Raw genomic sequence first — 17,329 nt, forward strand, 5'->3', positions numbered from 1 at the left:
GGCACCCCCGCCGGGCGGTTGATTTTACGCTTTCGAGCGCCCATCAGACAGAAAAGGCGAGCTCGGCTCCGGCCGGACTTGCAGGGGAAAGAAGATTATGGCGGCACAAGACAGGCCGGGGGGCAAGGGGCCGGGAGGCAAGCAACCGACGATCAACGACGTGGCGGCGCTTGCGGGGGTTTCGAAAAAGACGGTGAGCCGGGTGATCAACCGGTCCGAATTCCTGACCGACAAGACGCGCGCGGCAGTGGAACAGGCGATCGAGCAACTCGGCTTCGTCCCGAACCCGCAGGCGCGCGCGCTCGCCTTTCGCCGCAACTTCCTGATCGCGCTGCTCCACGACAATCCGAACGCGCAGACCGTGCTCAACTTCCAGCGCGGCGTGCTCGACGCGATCAAGGACAGCGACCTCGCGCTGCTCGTCCGCCCGGTCGATCGCGGGTCGGACAAGATGCTCGACGACGTCCGCACCTTTCTCGAAAAGCAGCGGCCGATCGGCGCGATGCTGTTGCCGCCGATTTCGGAGAATGACGATCTCGCCGCGCTCTGCGAAGATCTTGGCGTGCGTTATGTGCGCATCGGGTCGGCGCGGATCGACGATGCGAAACATTGCATCTCGTCGAACGACCGCGAGGTCGTCGCCGAGGCGGTACGCGGGCTGATCGCGCTCGGCCACCGCCGCATCGGCTTCGTGCGCGGCCCCGCCGGCTTCCGGTCGGCCGCCGAGCGCGAAGAAGGGTTCCGCGAGGCGCTCGCCGAGGCGGGTCTCGACCTTCCCGCCGAACTCTATGCCCCGGGCAACTACCGATACACCGCAGGAATCGAAGCCGGCGAAGCGCTCCTCGCGCTGTCGGCGCCGCCGACCGCCGTCTTCTGTTCGAACGACGAGATGGCAGCGGGCCTGATGAGCGTCGCGCATGGCAAGGGTATCAAGGTGCCGGGCGAACTTTCGATCATCGGTTTCGACGACAGCCCGACCGCGACGCATATCTGGCCCGCGCTCAGCACGGTGCGCTGGCCCATCCGCGAGATGGGCGTTCGCGCCGCGCAGACGCTCGTCCCCGACTTCCTCGGCCCCGGCGCCAAGGGTGCCGAAGACGACAGCACGGTGCTGGCTTCGACCTTCGTCGAACGGCAATCGGTCGCCGCGGCGCCGGAGCGTTAGCCGTCAGCGCCGCCGGCGCGCGAGCTGATATTCGTAGAGCGACGGCGCGGCGCCCACCGCCTGCCCCGTGCCTTCGATATAGGGCGCGGGATTGTAGCTGACGCTGATCTTGCGGTTGGCGTGGAGCCCGACGATCCGCTCGCCCGGACCTTCGAGCCCGCTCGTGATCGCGACTGTCGCATCGGCCGGCACGCTTTCGGGTATCACGAGCTTCGCATTCCACAGCGTGTTGTAGAGCCCGTGCCCCGGCTTCCAATAGGGCGCACCGCCGCCGACCCACAACTGATACTGCCACGCGCCCTTCACCAGCTTCGGATCGATGTGCATCTCGATCGCATCGAACAGATTCTGGTGGTTCGACCCGCTGTGCTGGTCGATGATCGCGTGCGCATCGACGACCGAGCGCAGGAACACCGACCGCGTCGAGCGCGTGTTGATGCTCACCGGATGGACGGCGGGGTTTGCGACCTTCAGATCCTTGACCAGCACATTGTGCACCGCGCCGACATGCACCGAATAATGCGCGCGGCGCGTGCCGGTGGTCGTGATGTCGGCGATCGTCAGGCTCGCCGCATTGTCGGTGAGGATGCCGCTGTCCGAACTGTCGATCGTCAGATCTTTCACCCAGCCGTCGAACACGCCGGTCATGTAGATGCCGTTGTAACCCTGTTCGAGATGATGCCCGAACGACGGCGCATCGGGGAATTGCAGCCGCAGGTTCTGGATGCCCACGTTGGTGAGGTGCTTCCAGTCGGCGACCACCGCGGGCTGGTCGGCGCGGATATCGTGGAGCAGCGGATCGCCGAGCGTGACCGTTCGCCCGCGCACCGCCGCGACGCGCGTCGCCTGCGCCACGACCGGCCGGTTCGGCGACGTCCAGTGGTGCGACCCGATCGGCAGGTCGGTGTCGCCATAGAGCGATTTCAGGATCCGGCTATTCGGACCGTCGACCGAAAACCATTGCAGCTGCACGACGTCGCCGGCCTTGAGCTTGGCCGCATTGTCGACCGTCAGCGTGCGGGTGAACTGCTTGCCCGTCACCCCGGTCGCGAGCGCCGGATCGCGCACATCCTTCGTCCCGTCATAGGAAACCGGCCGGCTCTTTTCGGGGGCGACAAGGATCATCCCGCCCGCCCAGCTATATTCGGTGAACAGATAGTCGATATTATGCTCGGGCTCGACCTGCTGCTTCTTTTCGCGCACCAGATAATCGCGCAGCTCGTCATAATCATGGCTCTGGTCGATCAGCTTCAGCGGACGCGGGAACCAGAGTTCGCTCCCTCCCTGCCCATCGCCCGCACCGTCGAGGACGATGTCGCTGCGCGTGATGCGCAGCACTTCGGTGATCTGCGTGCGCCCCTTGGGAAAGCGCAGCGTCACCTTGCCCTTGACCGCGTTCGCCGCGGCGAGCGCGCGCAGCACCGCCTTGGTATCGTCGAGCTCGTCGTCCGGAATCGCGCCATATGCGGTCACGTCGATGATCGTGCCCGCATCGGCGGGGATCGGCGCCAGCCCGAAGCCATAGCCGGCATAGCTGAAATCGGGCAGCGGGTTTGCCGCCGCGGTTGCCGGGTCCGAAAGAATCTTCGGCAATTTCGTCGGCTGTGCGTGAACCGGGAGCGTGAGCAGCGCGCCAAGCGCCAGAACCGAAACAAGGCGCGCGCGCCGAACACCCGAAATCATGACCCGTAACACTCCTTGCGATCCGGTAGACCGGCGGCGCACGACCCCGCACCGCCGGTCCGGGGACCCCTGCTAAAACTTCGCGCGCACGCCGACCGAAAAACGCCGCTCGGACAGCGCATAGCTGTTGAGCGCGGTCGTATTGAAATTGCTATACTCGGTCGTCGCCGATTTTTTCGGCATCAGATTCTGTGCCTGGAGCGACAGCGCGATATTCTTCGTGATGTCGACCCCGACCTGCGCGTCGAGCTGCGAGCGCGACCCCACGAAACTCGGGCGGCCTTCGGAAAATTCGAACACCGCCTCGTCGCGGTAGTTATAGGCGATGCGCGCCGAGAAGGGCCCCTTCTCGTACAGCCCGACGAGATTGTAGCTGTTCTTCGACACCGCGACGAGCGGGAAGCCGGCGCTGTCCTCCGAATCCGAGTAAGTGTAGTTCGCGATCACGCCGAAACCGTCGAGCGGCGAGGGCAGGAAGTCGAAGAACTGCTGGATGCCGACCTCGAACCCCTTGATCTTCGCGCTGGCGAGATTTTCGGGGCGCGAGAAGGTGAGCTCGCGGCCCTGCGGGTCGAGGTTGGTATCGACCCCCGTCGTCACGAAGCTCGCGATGAAATTCTTCACATCCTTGTAGAAGACCGCGCCCGAAATCAGCGAGCTCTTGCCCGTATAATATTCGAAGCTGACATCGGCCTGCGTCGAGATCGGCGGTTCGAGGTTCACATTGCCGCCGGTGACCGACAGGTTCGTCGCGTTGAAGAAGGTCGAGGGCGCAAGGTCGGCGATCGACGCGCGCTGCATCGTCTGCGACCCCGACACGCGGATCAGGAAATCGTCGGTGACGTTGAAGGCGATATTCGCGCTGGGCAGGATGTTGGTGTAACGGTTCTTGTCATTGACGAGCCGGCTGATCGTGCCGACGTTGACATAGCTATCAACCGACAGCCGCGTCGACGCGATGCGCACCCCGGCATTCGCCTTGTAGGGGATGCCGGCAATCTCGCCCTCGCCCGACACCATCAGATAACCGGCGAGCGTCTTTTCGCTGAAATCATAGTCGCGCTGGAGATTGGGCAGCAGGGTCGACTTGCCGTTCGGATCGGGATTGGGCTCGGCGGCCTGCGCACGGGTGAAGACATAGTCGAAGGTCGGCGCGGTGCTGAGGAAGCTGCGCGGGAAGGTCCCCGGAATGTCCGACAGGAAATCGCCGGAATCGACGAGCTTCAGATAGGGTTCGAGCTCGGCGCGCGTCGGCGTGACCTGGCTGCGGAACGCGTTCGAGCGCGCGTGGAGGTCGGTATAGCGCACCCCCGCCGCGATCGTGACACCGCCGCCGGTTTCGTAACTGACGTCGAGCTTGCCCGTATATTCTTCGAGCAGGCCGATCAGGCGATTGCTGCGGACGCCGTTGTTCGCGGGGTTGTACGACGCATAGCTGGTCGGATTGAACGGCCCGGTCAGCGTCAGCGACGGGATGGTCGTGTCGCGGAAATCGAAGGCGCCGGGAACCAGCGCGGTCCCCTGCAAGGTGATGATCTGGATCGTCTGGTCGATCGTGCCTTTGCTGTAATAGCCGTCGGCCTCGATCGTCAGCCCGTTATCGCCCTCATATTTGCCGTTGAGCCCATAGAGAAAGCTTTCGGTCGGCTCGTTGCGGATCTGTCCCGCCGTGGTCACCGTACCATTGGCATTGCCCGCAACCACCACGCCATCCTCGACGACGCGGTTGGTGACGGGATTGCTGCCGGTCGGAAGGCGAAATGCGAAGAAATCCTGGCGGCGTCCGGTCTTGAGCTTCGAATAAAGCGCATCGGCGGTGATCGTGAATTCGGGGGTCACCTCGAACTGGATCGCGCCGTTGAGGCCTAGGCGCGAACGGTCGACGGTGAACTGCTCATATTGCAGCAGCACCGGGGTCGGCAGCACGCCGCCGCCGGTCCCCGTATAGGTCCGGTTGAGGAAATTGTTGCGCTCGAAGGTCTGCGTCGTCGAGGTGCGCTTCTGATATTCGCCCGCGAGCATGATGCCGATGCGGCCGTCGGCGAATTTGGTCGTCGCAAAACCCGTGATCGCGGGTTCGAACTTGTCGCTGTTTTCCGAATAGACCCCCTGCGCGCGCACCGAGATCGTCGGTTCCTTGAACGACAGCGGCTTCGGCGTCACGAGGTTGACCGTGCCGCCAAGCCCGCCTTCGGCATTGCTCGCGAGCGGCGACTTGCGCACTTCCAATCGGCCGAACAGGCTGGAGGGCACCGAGTCGAGACCCGACGAACGGCCGAGCTGGTCATTCTCGGGCGGCGACAGGCGCGCCGACCAGCCGAGCAGGGTGCGGCCGTCGACCTCGACGCGGACCTGCTGCAGGCCGCGCACCGACACCGACTGGCCTTCGCCGAAGACGCGGGTGATCTGGACCCCGGTGACGCGCTGCAACGCTTCGGCGACATTGGCATCGGGCAGCTTGCCGACATCTTCGGCGGTGATGACATCCATCACCTGTTCGGCTTCGCGCTTGATGTCGGCCGCCTGTTCGAGCGAGGCGCGGATACCGGTGACGACGATCGCATCCTCCGCCGGAGCCGCCGCATCCTGCGCATGTGCCGGCGCCACCATCAGCGCCGCGAGCGAGGCCCCGCCCGCCAGCTTCGCCCATGTCCGAAAGCCCCGCCTTGCCTGAATCGCCGCCCGAATCGCCATCGTCATCCTCCCACGCGGGCGGCGGACCTGCTGCCCGCTCGCCCCTGATTTCCCTCGGAGATACCGCCAGATGAACCGGACCTTTGGGTCCGCCCGGCGGCTCTCTTCCATTTCTATAATCGTTGCCCGGAACTGGTAACCGGTGTCACGAATGATGCGGGATTTGCCGAGCCCGTGTCAAGCAATAATTGTATGACAACTGATGTCGTTGTATGACAACTATAATTTATTTGGCGACCGGCAGGCGCGCCGGAAAAATTGTCGCAATTTGTCGTATCGCACCCATTGGGCTTGCCAGCAGCAGGCCAATGGGTTGAATAGGCGCAAAACCTCCCTTCCCGACTGCGACTTGAAACGAGATTGACCCCTATGCTGGACAAGAGGCCGCTGCTTCGTGCCGGAGCCCTGTGTGCCGTGGCCCTGTCGCTGGCCGCCTGCTCGGCCGAAGCGGAAAAGGGCGGACGCGGCGCCCCCGAAGTCGGTTATGTCACCGTCGCGGTGCAGCCGGTGCCCGTCACGACATCGCTCGGCGGGCGTACCGTCGCCTTTGAAACGAGCGAGGTGCGGCCGCAGGTGAACGGCCTGATCCGCCGCCGCCTGTTCACCGAGGGCGGTTTCGTCCGCGCCGGCCAGCCGCTCTACCAGATCGACGCAAGCCTCTATCAGGCGGGGGTCGACCAAGCCGCCGCCAATCTCGCCAGCGCCCGCGCAAGCGCGCAGGCCGCCGATGAACGCGCGCGGCGGCTCGAACCGCTCGCGAAGATGCAGGCGGTCGCCGAGCAGGATTATACCGACGCGCTGGCGCAGGCGCGGATGGCGCGCGCCGCGGTCGCCCAGAACAGCGCCGCGCTCGAAACCGCGCGGATCAACCTGCGCTATGCGACGATCACCGCACCGATCAGCGGTCGCATCGGGCGCAGCCTCGCGACCCCCGGCGCGCTCGTCAGCGCGAGCCAGGCAACCCCGCTCGCGGTGATCCAGCAGACCGACCCGATGTATGTCGACATGCAGCAGTCGAGCGCCGAGCTCACCGCGCTACGTCAGGCGATCGAAAGCGGCGGGGTGACCGCGGGCAGCACCTCGGTTCGCCTGCGCATGGAAGACGGCAGCACCTATGGCTTTGCCGGGACGGTCCAGTTTTCCGACATCACGGTCAACGAGGCGACCGGCACCGTCACGCTGCGCGCGCGCTTCCCCAATCCGAAAGGAATCCTGCTGCCCGGCATGTTCGTCACCGCGCTGTTCGACCAGGTGGTGAACCCGTCGGCGATCCTGCTGCCGCAGCCCGCGGTGCAGCGCGATTTCGACGGTTCGGCCTTCGTCTACCTTGTCGGCAAGGACAACAAGGCGGCGCGGCGCAAGATCGTCGCCGACCGCACCTCCGGCGCGAACTGGGTCGTCACCGACGGGCTCAAACCCGGCGAACGCGTGATCACGCAGGGACTCGGCAACCTGCGGCAGGGCGCCGATATCCGTCCGGTCGCGGCGAGCAGCGCCCAGCGCGTGGGCGCGCCCAAGGGCGACGCCGCCGCGGCGAAGGGCAAGTAGCGGGCGATGTCGCGCCTTTTCATCAACCGGCCGATCTTTGCCTGGGTGCTCGCGATCATCGTCATGCTCGGCGGCGCGGGCGCGCTCTTTTCGCTGCCGATCGAGCAATATCCCGACATCGCGCCGGCGCAGGTCAATATCCGCGCGACCTATCCCGGCGCCTCGGCCGAAACGATCGAGAACAGCGTCACGCAGGTGCTCGAACAACAGCTGACCGGGATCGACGGCCTGCTCTATTTTAGCTCGCAGTCGAGCTCGCGCGGGCAGGCGAACATCACCGCGATCTTCGAAAAGGGTACAGACCCCGACATCGCGCAGGTGCAGGTCCAGAACAAGATCGCATCGGCGGTCTCGCGCCTGCCGCAGCAGGTCCAGCAGCAAGGCGTGCGCGTCACCAAGTCGAACTCGGACACGCTGCTGCTCGTCGGCGTCTATGACGAGACCAACACGCGCGTGAACCAGGACGTGTCCGACTATATGGCGTCGAACATCCAGGACCCGCTGTCGCGCGTCGAAGGGGTGGGCGAGGTCAATATCTTCGGCGCGCCGCACGCGATGCGCATCTGGCTCAATCCGCAGCGGCTCGCCGCGATGTCGCTGATGCCGAGCGACGTGATTTCGGCAATCACCGCGCAGAATAGCGAGGTCGCCGCGGGCGACGTCGGCGGCCTGCCTTCGCCCCAGGGACAGATGCTCAACGCGACGGTCACCGCGCAGTCGCGGATGCAGACGGTCGAAGAGTTCCAGAATATCGTCTTGAAGACGCTGCCCGACGGATCGACCGTGCGCATCAAGGATGTCGCGCGCGTCGAGATCGGCGCCGAAAGCTATGCCGTCGTCAGCCGCATCAACGGCCATCCCGGCGCGGGCATGTCGATCTCGCTGTCACCGGGGTCGGACGCGCTCGAAACCGCCGACCGGGTGAAGGCGCGGATGGAGGAACTCGCCGCCGATTTCCCGGACGGGCTGACCTACAGCTACGCCAACGACGCGACCGCCTTCATCAAGCTGTCGGTCAGCGAGGTACAGAAATCGCTGTTCGAGGCCATTTTGCTGGTCATCCTCGTCATGTTCGTCTTCCTGCAAAGCTGGCGCGCGGTGCTGATCCCCGCGATCGCGGTGCCCGTCGTGCTGCTCGGCACCTTCGCCATTTTCTATATGCTGGGCTTCAGCATCAACACGCTCACCCTGTTCGGCCTCACGCTCGCGATCGGGCTGCTCGTCGACGATGCGATCGTCGTCGTCGAGAATGTCGAGCGATTGATGGAAGAAAATCCGGGCATGTCGGCGCGCGAGGCGACGATCCAGTCGATGAAGGAGTTGCAGGTCGCGCTGATCGCGATCGCGCTCGTGCTGTCGGCGGTGTTCATGCCGATGGCCTTTTTCGGCGGCTCGACCGGGGTCATCTACCGGCAATTCTCGGTTACGATCGTCTCGGCGATGGCGCTGTCGGTACTCGTCGCCTTGATCCTCAGCCCCGCGCTCACCTCGACCCTGCTCAAACCCAAGGCGCACGGCGACGCGGCTGGCAACGGGGGGCGCTTCCCCCGCGTCCACGCCTTCCTCGAGCGCGCCAAGACCGGCTTCAACACCCGCTTCGACCGTTCGGTCGATCGCTATGTCGGAAGCGTGACCAAGGTCGTCGACCGCAAATGGCTCTTCCTCGGCATCTACGCGATCCTGCTCGCACTCCTCGTCGTCCTCTTCCTGCGCCTGCCCAGCGGCTTCCTGCCCAATGAGGACCAGGGGCGCGTTTCGGTCCAGTTCCGCCTGCCCGCAGGCGCCACGCAGGCGCGCACACTCGAAGTCCGCGACGAAATCGAAAAATATATGCTCACCCACGAAAAGGCGAACACGCAGGCGCTGTTCCTGATCGCGGGCGGCGGCGGCGGCGCCGCGGCGGGGCAGAACACCGGGCAGGGTTTCGTCAACCTCACCCATTGGGACGACCGGCCGGGCAAGGAAAATACCGCCGACGCGATCGCCGAACGCGCGCGCAAGGCGCTCAGCGGGCTGCGCGATGCCCAGATCTTCGCGCTCGTCCCCGGCGCCGTTCGCGGCCTCGGCGATTCGTCGGGCTTCACGATGCAGTTCCAGAACCGCAGCGGGATGAGCCGCGCCGAATTCGCCGAAGCGCGCGAGAAATTGCTCGCGGCGGCGAACGCGAACCCCAAGCTGACTTCGGTGCGCCTGTCCGACCTTCCCGACGTCGCGACGCTGAAGATCGACGTCGATACCCAACGACTGACAGCATATGGCATCGACAATGCCGACGTGAATGCGACCCTCTCCGCCGCATGGGGCGGTCGCTATGTCAACGACTTCATCGACAAGGGCCGCGTCAAGCGCGTCTATGTCCAGGGCGACGCCCCCTATCGCGCGCGCCCCGAAGACCTCGGCCAATGGTATGTGCGTTCGGCCGACGGCCAGATGTCGCCCTTCTCGGCCTTCGCCAAGACCGGCTGGTCGACGACGCCGAGCAGCAGCTCGCGTTTCCAGGGCGTGCCCGCCTTCGAAATCTCGGGCCAGCCCGCGCCCGGCACCAGCTCGGGGGAGGCGATGGACGAGATGGAGCGGATGGCGGGCGAAATCCCGGGGACCAGCGTCGCCTGGTCGGGCTCCTCCTATCAGGAACGCCTCTCCTCGGGGCAAGCGCCCTTGCTCTATGGCCTGTCGCTACTCGTCGTCTTCCTCTGCCTCGCCGCGCTCTACGAAAGCTGGTCGATCCCGCTCGCGGTGCTGCTCGTCATCCCCTTGGGGCTGATCGGCGCGGTGTTCGCGGTGAATTTGCGCGGGCTCGAGAATGACGTCTATCTGCAGATCGGCCTGCTCACGACAATGGGGCTCGCGGCGAAGAATGCGATCCTGATGATCGAATTCGCCGAGCAGGAAGAACGCAAGGGCAAGCGCGTGATCGAGGCCGCAATCGCCGCGGCGCGTATCCGCCTGCGCCCGATCCTGATGACGAGCTTCGCGTTCATCTTCGGCGTTCTGCCGCTCGCGATCGCGACCGGCGCGGGCGCGAACAGCCGCGTCGCGATCGGCACCTCGGTGATCGGCGGCATGCTCACCGCCGCCTTCCTCGCGATCTTCTTCATCCCGCTCTTCTTCGTTCTCGTCCGCCGCGGCGTGCGCGACGGCCTCGCCGCGGTGCGCGCGCGCTTCGGCAAGAACAAGGGTGACGGCGCGGCGGAGGTCCCGGCATGACCGGCACGCGCGCCCTCCTGCTCGCAAGCACGCTCGCACTCGCGGGCTGCTCGCTCGCGCCGAAGACGGTGCTGCCCGCGCCGCCCGTCCCGCAAAGCTGGCCCGCGGGCGACGCCTATCTGCTGCAAAGCGAAGCGGCGCTGCCGATCCTCTCGTACAAAAGCGTCTTCACCGATCCGCGCCTCCAGTCGCTGACCGAACAGGCGCTGACGAACAACCGCGACCTCCGCACCGCCTATGCCAATGTCGCCGCGGCGCGCGCGCAGGTGCGCGTCACGCGGTCGGGGCAATTCCCCGAACTCGGGATCAGCGCCGGTGCGGATTATTCGGACAGTGGAAGTACCAACGGCGCCGGCGATTTCTCGCTGCGCGGCGGCGTCACCGCCTTCGAGCTCGACCTGTTCGGCAAGCTCGCCAACGCGACCGAGGCCGACCGCAACCGCGCGCTCGGTACCGAGGCGGCGTCGCGCACGGTGCGGCTCGCGCTGATTGCCAACCTCGCCGACGCCTGGGCGACCTATGGCGCCGACCGCGACCTCCTCAAAATCGCCGAAGACACCGCCGCCAATGCGCGCGAAAGCGTACGGCTGACCAAAGCGCGCCTCGACGGCGGCGTCGCGCCGCGCACCGATCTGCGCCAGGCCGAACAGATCCTCGCGACCGCCGAGGATTCGATCGCGCAGCAACGGACCGCGCTCGCGCAGGACGAAAATCTGATTCGCCTGCTCGTCGGCGGCGATGTCGACCGCGCGCTGCTCCCCGCGAGCCTCGCCGAAGTGACGCCGACGATCGTGTCGCTGCCCGCGGGGGTCAGCTCGGAAATCCTGCTCCGCCGTCCCGACGTGATCGAGGCCGAATATGGCCTGCGCGCCGCCAACGCCAACATCGGCGTCGCGCGCGCGCAACTCTTCCCGTCGATCTCGCTCACCGGGCTGCTCGGCTTTGCCAGCAACGCGCTCGGCAGCCTGTTCGACAGCGGATCGTTCAGCTGGTCGGCGGGCGGCGATGCCACGGCGACGATCTTCGACGCCGGCGGCCGCCGCGCGGGGGTCGCGGTCAGCGAGGCGCAGCGCGACGCCGCGCTCGCAAGCTATGAAGGGGCGATCCAGACCGCATTCCGCGAGGTCGCCGATGCGCTCGCGGTGCAGGGCACGATATCCGAACGCGTCCGCGCTGCCGCCGCGAACAGCGCCGCCGCCGCCGACACCGCGACGCTCACCGACGCCCGCTACAAGGGCGGCGTCGACAGCTTCCTGTCGAGCCTCGACGCACAGCGCAGCCTCTATGCGGCGCGGCGCAGCGAGATCGCGACACAGCTTCTGCTCGTCAGCACGCGAATCGCGCTCTTCCGTGCGCTCGGCGGCGACAGCAACGCGGGAAGCCAAACGGGCGCGCCCTAACCCTTTCCGAAAACACCGTTTCCTGACCCTTCTTGACAAGCGCCATATCGAAAGCGCTAATAGAACATATCAGGAACAAATGATGCGCGAGTCGTCTCCCCTACTCGCCGGGCTGCGCAAACGCATCGCCCGGCTGGCCGCCCATGGCGGTCTCGAAAGCCGCCGGGCCGAGGGCTGGCTGGCGAGCGGGCACGCGTCCTTCGACGATGCGCTCGGCGGCGGGCTCGCGGTCGGACGCACCCATGAATTTTTCGCCGCCGATGTGCTCGACGCGACCAGCGCCGCGGCCTTTGCCGCACTCATCGCGCTGCGTACCCCCGGCAAGGCTCCGCTAATCTGGCTGCGCACGAGTGACGCGGGCAAGCGCGCCGGTCATATCTATGCCCCCGGCATCGCCGAACTCGGCGGCGACCCCGACCGGCTGCTGCTCGTCGAGACCGCCGATCCGAAGATGCTGCTCGCCTGCGCGAACGATGCGATCCGCTGCGCCGGGTCGGCGGCGGTGATCGTCGAAAGCTGGGGCAAATTCCCTTTGCTCGACCTGACCGCAGGCCGCCGTCTCGCGCTTGGCGCGCGCGATGCGGGAACGACCTTGATGATGCTCCGCCTCAATGCCACGCCCGCGCCGAGTGTCGCCGAAACGCGCTGGAGCGTCGCCGCCGCGCCCTCGCGCGAACTCGAAGCCAATGCTCCCGGCGCGCCCGCCTTCGACCTCGAACTGCTGCGCTGGCGCGGCGGCCCCGCCGGCACGCACTGGCGACTGGACTGGAACCATGACGAAAACGCTTTCGGGCCAAATGCCGACGAAGCGGCGCTATCTGGCGCTCTTCTTCCCCTTCCTGCCCGCCGAACGATGGCTTCGCACGGCGCCGCAGCGGCCTGACGCGCCGCTCGTCTTCGCCGTGAAGCAGCGCGGCGCGATGCGCCTTGCCAGCGTCGATACGGCGGCGCTCGCGGTCGGGCTGCGTCCGGGCATGCCGCTCGCCGACGCACGCGCGCAGATCGGCGAGCTTGCGGTCGTTCCGCACGATCCGGTGCTCGACCAAAACTGGCTCGACCGGCTCGCGCAGGGCTGCGCGCGCTACACGCCGCTCGTCGCGCTCGATGCCCCCGACGGGCTGATCCTCGATATCGCGGGCGCGGTGCATCTGTTCGGCGGCGAGGCCGGGCTGGTCGCCGATGTCGAGCACCGCCTCGCGCGCCTCGGCCTGACCTTGCGCCATGCGCTCGGCCCCACCGCCGATGCCGCGCGCGCGCTCGCGCGATACCAGACGCGCCCCGCTCCCGACGAAGGGCAGGCGATCCGCCGCCTGCCCGTCGCCGCGCTCGAACTCGAAGCCGAGGCGACGACCGCGCTCGTCCGCGCGGGATTGAAGACGATCGGCGACCTCGCGAGCCGCCCGATGGCGAATATCGCCGCGCGCTTCGGCGCCGATGCCGCGATGGCGCTGCGCCGCCTGCTCGGCGATGCGCCAAGTCCGCTCGATCCGCGCGTGACGCCGCCGCCCGTGGTCGCCGAACGCCGCTTTGCCGAGCCGCTCGGCAGCACCGCCCATGCGACCAGAATCCTTGCCGAGCTCGTCGCCGAAGCAGTCGGGGATTTGTCCGAACGCGGCAAGGGCGGGCGCCATTTCCGCGCGACCTTCTTTCGCAGCGACGGCCTCGCGCGCAGCATCGCGATCGAAACCGGCCATCCGACGCGCGACACGGGCCTCGTGATGCGCCTCTTCGCCGAGCGTATGGACAGCCTCGCCGACCCGCTCGACCCCGGCTTCGGCTTCGACACGATCCGCCTCGCGGTGCCGCGGCTCGAGGCGCTCGGCGCGAGCCAGCTCAAGCTCGAGAGCGGCGCCGTGAAGGACGCCGCGATCGACGAGCTCGCCGACCGGCTCGCGACGCGGCTCGGGCGCGGACGGGTGCGGCGGCTCCGCCCCGCCGATACGCATATTCCGGAACAGGCGCAGCTCGAACTGCCCGCGGCCGACGCCCCGCCCCCGCTGCCCTGGCAGGAACCCGATCCCGGCGAACCCCCGACGCGCCCCTTCCACCTCTTCGACCCGCCGCAGCCGATCGAGGTGATCGCCGAGGTACCCGACGGCCCGCCGCACCAGTTCCGCTGGCGCCGGCAGGCGCACGCGGTGCGCCGCTACGAGGGCCCCGAGCGCATCGCCGCCGAATGGTGGCGCCGCCGAGACAATGGCGGCCTGACGCGCGACTATTACCGCGTCGAGGATGCGCAGGGCCGCCGTTTCTGGCTCTTCCGCCACGGGCTTTACGAAGAGAAAGACGACCCGCGCTGGTATATCCACGGGGTCTTCGCATGAGCGATACGCCTGCCCCCGAAACGTCCAATCCCGGTTTCGCCGAACTGGTCGCCGCGACCAACTACAGCTTCCTGCGCGGCGCCTCGCACCCCGCCGAGATGGTAGCGGAGGCGATCGCCCTTGGCATGCCGGGTATCGGCATTGCGGACCGCAACAGCGTTGCGGGGGTGGTGCGGGCGTGGGCGTTCCTGAAGGATTTGCAGGTCAAGCAGCCCGAAACCGTAGCAAACTTCCGGCTGGTGGTCGGGGCAAGACTTGTCTTCGCCGACGGCACCCCCGACATCGTCGCCTATCCGGTCAGTCGGCACGGCTGGGGCCGCCTGACCCGTCTTCTCTCGACCGGAAATCTGCGGGCAGAGAAAGGCGACTGCATCCTCAATCTCGAGGATCTCCTCGAGCATTGCGACGATCTATTGCTGATCGCAACCGGCGGCGATGCCGCCTTCCTCCGGAAGCTCAAACGGGCCCGGCGAAAGTCGGTATGGCTTGCCTCCACGATGTCACGGTCGGGCGCCGATGCGCGGCGACTGGTCGAACTCGAGCGCCTGTCGGCCGCGACGGGCGTCCCGCTGCTCGCGACCAATGACGCGCTGTACGCGACAATCGCACAGCGCTCCTTGCACGACATCATCACGAGCATCCGCGAGGGCACAACGGTGCAGAAAGCCGGCAAGCTCCTTCGCGCCAATGGCGAACGGCATTTGAAGTCGCCTGCCGAAATGGCGCGGCTCTTCAAAGATCATCCCAAAGCGATCAAGGAAAGCACGAAGCTGCTCGCGCGCATCGATTTCCGGCTCGACAACCTGCGTTACGAATATCCGCATGAACCGGTGCCGCCGGGCTGGAAGCCCTTCGCTTATCTGCACCATCTGGTGAAGATCGCAGCCGAGAAACGCTATGGCACGCCGCTTCCGCTCAAGGTTCGCAAGCTCATTGGGAACGAGCTTCGCCTGATCCGGAGACGGCGCTACGTCTATTATTTCCTGACAGTCTACGACCTCGTCCGCTTCGCCCGCGCACAAGACCCGCCGATCCTCTGCCAAGGACGCGGTTCGGCCGCCAACTCGATCGTCTGCTTCCTGCTTGGCGTGACCTCGGTCGATCCGATGAAGCACGACTTGCTCTTCTCGCGCTTCGTCTCGGCCGAACGCGACGAGCCCCCCGATATCGATGTCGATTTCGAGCATGAGCGCCGCGAAGAGGTCATTCAGTATATTTATGATCGCTATACGCGTGATCGCGCCGCGATCGCCGCAACCGTCATCCACTATCGCCCGCGCAGCACGATCCGCGAGGTCGGCAAGGCACTGGGGTTAAGCGAGGATGTCACCGCGCGCCTTGCCGACACCAGTTGGGGTAGCTGGGGCGACGAGGTGCCGGTCGAGCGACTGGTCGAGGCTGGCCTGAACCCGCACAATGGCGAGATCGAGCGATTGCACCGCTTCGTCGGCGAACTGCTCAAGGCGCCACGCCATCTGTCGCAGCATGTCGGAGGCTTCGTGCTCACCGAAGGACGGCTCGACGAGCTGGTACCGATCCATAATGCCGCGATGGAGGATCGCACCTTCATCGAATGGGACAAGGACGACATCGACGCACTCGGGCTGATGAAGGTCGATGTCCTCGCACTCGGCATGCTCACCTGCATCCGCAAATGCTTCGACCTGATGCGCGAGCATGACCTCGGCAACCACACGCTGGAAGTCGACATCGATTGTGATGATCCCGAAGTGTACGGCATGCTGCAAAAAGGCGACAGCATCGGCGTGTTCCAGGTCGAAAGCCGCGCACAGATCAACATGCTGCCGCGTCTACGCCCGAAAGTCTTTTACGATCTGGTCGTGCAGGTTGCGATCGTCCGCCCGGGCCCGATCGAGGGCGATATGGTGCATCCCTATCTGCGACGGCGGAATGGCGAGGAGAAGATCGAGTTTCCCTCTCCGGCTCCACCGCATGATCCCGATGAGCTACGCAACGTCTTGAGGAACACCTTCGGCGTGCCATTGTTTCAGGAACAGGCGATGAAGCTGGCGATGGTCGCAGCGGACTTCACCCCCGAAGAAGCGAACGGCCTCCGCCGCGCGATGGCGACCTTTCGCAATGTCGGTACGATCGAAAATTTCCGCGAAAAGATGATCGGCGGCATGGTGCGCCGTGGCTACAAACAGGACTTCGCCGAACGCTGCTTCAAACAGATCGAGGGGTTCGGCAGCTACGGCTTTCCCGAGAGCCACGCACAATCCTTCGCGCGGCTCGTCTATGTTTCCTCATGGATCAAGCATTACCACCCCGCGGTCTTCGCCTGCGGCATCCTCAATTCGCAGCCGATGGGCTTCTACGCCCCCGCACAGCTTGTCCGCGATGCGCGCGAACATGGAGTCGAGGTGCGCGAGGTCGATGTGAATGCGAGCCTTTGGGACAACAGCCTTGAGCGGAAGGACGATGGCAGCCTCGCGCTGCGGCTCGGCTTCCGGCAGGTCGACGGGTTTCGGGAGGAGTGGGCGAAACAGATCGCTCTTGCACGCAGCACCCCCTTCGCCTCGGTCGAAGAACTCGCGCGCCGCGCGAGCCTGCCGTCGCGTGCGCTGCGCCTGCTCGCCGAGGCGGATGCGTGCCGCTCGATGGGGCTCGACCGCCGCCCCGCACTGTGGGACGCGCGGCGCGTCCGGCAAGGCGTGCTGCCGCTGTTCGGCGCGGCCGAAGCGGGCGAGCTCGGTACCGAAGAAGATGCGCAGCTTCCCCCCACCCCGCTCGTCGAGCATGTGCTCACCGATTACCAGACGACACGGCTGTCGCTGAAAGGCCATCCGATGGCGTTCCTGCGCGACGATTTCGCGCGCGAAGGCGTGCTGAGCGCGACTGAGGTCGCGGCGGCGAAGAACGGGTCGATCGTCCGCACCGCGGGCGTCGTGCTGATCCGCCAGCGCCCCGGCAAGGGCAATGCGATCTTCATCACGCTCGAGGATGAGGGCGGGATCGTCAACATCCTGCTCTGGGCGCGCCACTTCGAACGCTATCGCCGCGCCGTCATGGCGTCGCGACTGATGCTTGCGGAGGGCGAGGTGCAGCGGAGCAAGGAGGGGGTGATCCACCTGATGGCGACGCGGATCGTCGACCGGACCGCGATGCTCGATACGCTGGGAAGCGACCGGCGCTTCGACCCCGACGTCTGCCGCGCCGACGAGGTCAGGCATCCGCAACTGCCGCGCGGCCATGCGGCGAAACATGGGCATCCACGCGATGTCCGCATCCTGCCCAAGTCGCGCGATTTTCATTGAGGGGTGTTTTCCGGCTGACCCCGGAAGCGG

Annotated in this window: 9 protein-coding genes; 7 read left to right on the forward strand and 2 right to left on the reverse strand. The window is 66.2% G+C overall.

The genetic code is table 11. The features are described 5' to 3' along the window. The first annotated feature begins 97 nt into the window (after positions 1–97). A complete protein-coding gene (locus ACIPPQ_RS12185) occupies positions 98–1,165 on the forward strand; it encodes a LacI family DNA-binding transcriptional regulator (protein WP_446544343.1) in 1,068 nt (355 codons plus the stop codon). Between the two features lie 3 nt (positions 1,166–1,168). Here the strand turns inward: ACIPPQ_RS12185 and ACIPPQ_RS12190 are convergent, their stop codons facing one another. Both ACIPPQ_RS12190 and ACIPPQ_RS12195 read right to left on the reverse strand, forming a co-directional pair. Continuing rightward, positions 1,169–2,848, reverse strand: a complete 1,680-nt coding sequence (locus ACIPPQ_RS12190; protein ID WP_446544344.1) for a hypothetical protein — start codon at positions 2,846–2,848, stop codon at positions 1,169–1,171. A gap of 72 nt (positions 2,849–2,920) precedes the next feature. Further along, positions 2,921–5,542 carry a TonB-dependent receptor gene (locus ACIPPQ_RS12195; RefSeq protein ID WP_446544345.1) on the reverse strand — a complete coding sequence of 874 codons (2,622 nt, stop codon included), beginning with the start codon at positions 5,540–5,542 and terminating at the stop codon, positions 2,921–2,923. A 369-nt stretch (positions 5,543–5,911) separates the two neighbouring features. Between ACIPPQ_RS12195 and ACIPPQ_RS12200 the strand changes: the two genes are divergently transcribed. From ACIPPQ_RS12200 to ACIPPQ_RS12225, 6 genes are all read left to right on the forward strand, one after another. Then, positions 5,912–7,090, forward strand: coding sequence for an efflux RND transporter periplasmic adaptor subunit (locus tag ACIPPQ_RS12200; RefSeq protein WP_446544346.1), 1,179 nt, complete (start codon positions 5,912–5,914; stop codon positions 7,088–7,090). A 6-nt stretch (positions 7,091–7,096) separates the two neighbouring features. Continuing rightward, a complete protein-coding gene (locus ACIPPQ_RS12205; protein ID WP_446544347.1) occupies positions 7,097–10,297 on the forward strand; it encodes an efflux RND transporter permease subunit in 3,201 nt (1,066 codons plus the stop codon). Beyond that, positions 10,294–11,697, forward strand: a complete 1,404-nt coding sequence (locus tag ACIPPQ_RS12210; protein ID WP_446544348.1) for an efflux transporter outer membrane subunit — start codon at positions 10,294–10,296, stop codon at positions 11,695–11,697. The genes ACIPPQ_RS12205 and ACIPPQ_RS12210 overlap by 4 nt, the downstream gene beginning before the upstream one ends. A gap of 82 nt (positions 11,698–11,779) precedes the next feature. After that, the gene (locus ACIPPQ_RS12215; protein ID WP_446544349.1) at positions 11,780–12,580 is read left to right on the forward strand and encodes an ImuA family protein; all 801 of its coding nucleotides are present in this window, start codon (positions 11,780–11,782) and stop codon (positions 12,578–12,580) included. Beyond that, positions 12,471–14,021, forward strand: a complete 1,551-nt coding sequence (locus tag ACIPPQ_RS12220) for a Y-family DNA polymerase (protein WP_446544350.1) — start codon at positions 12,471–12,473, stop codon at positions 14,019–14,021. Before ACIPPQ_RS12215 ends, ACIPPQ_RS12220 begins: the two co-directional genes overlap by 110 nt. Beyond that, complete coding sequence (locus ACIPPQ_RS12225) at positions 14,018–17,299, forward strand: error-prone DNA polymerase (RefSeq protein ID WP_446544351.1); 3,282 nt, start codon at positions 14,018–14,020, stop codon at positions 17,297–17,299. Before ACIPPQ_RS12220 ends, ACIPPQ_RS12225 begins: the two co-directional genes overlap by 4 nt. Positions 17,300–17,329: the final 30 nt, after the last annotated feature.

Source organism: Sphingopyxis sp. LARHCG72 (assembly GCF_052871675.1).

Coding starts and splice junctions, on each gene's coding strand:
- ACIPPQ_RS12185 (WP_446544343.1), top strand. CDS start 98: ATGGCGGCACAAGACAGGCCGGGGGGCAAGGGGCCGGGAGGCAAGCAA.
- ACIPPQ_RS12190 (WP_446544344.1), bottom strand. CDS start 2,848: ATGATTTCGGGTGTTCGGCGCGCGCGCCTTGTTTCGGTTCTGGCGCTT.
- ACIPPQ_RS12195 (WP_446544345.1), bottom strand. CDS start 5,542: ATGGCGATTCGGGCGGCGATTCAGGCAAGGCGGGGCTTTCGGACATGG.
- ACIPPQ_RS12200 (WP_446544346.1), top strand. CDS start 5,912: ATGCTGGACAAGAGGCCGCTGCTTCGTGCCGGAGCCCTGTGTGCCGTG.
- ACIPPQ_RS12205 (WP_446544347.1), top strand. CDS start 7,097: ATGTCGCGCCTTTTCATCAACCGGCCGATCTTTGCCTGGGTGCTCGCG.
- ACIPPQ_RS12210 (WP_446544348.1), top strand. CDS start 10,294: ATGACCGGCACGCGCGCCCTCCTGCTCGCAAGCACGCTCGCACTCGCG.
- ACIPPQ_RS12215 (WP_446544349.1), top strand. CDS start 11,780: ATGCGCGAGTCGTCTCCCCTACTCGCCGGGCTGCGCAAACGCATCGCC.
- ACIPPQ_RS12220 (WP_446544350.1), top strand. CDS start 12,471: ATGACGAAAACGCTTTCGGGCCAAATGCCGACGAAGCGGCGCTATCTG.
- ACIPPQ_RS12225 (WP_446544351.1), top strand. CDS start 14,018: ATGAGCGATACGCCTGCCCCCGAAACGTCCAATCCCGGTTTCGCCGAA.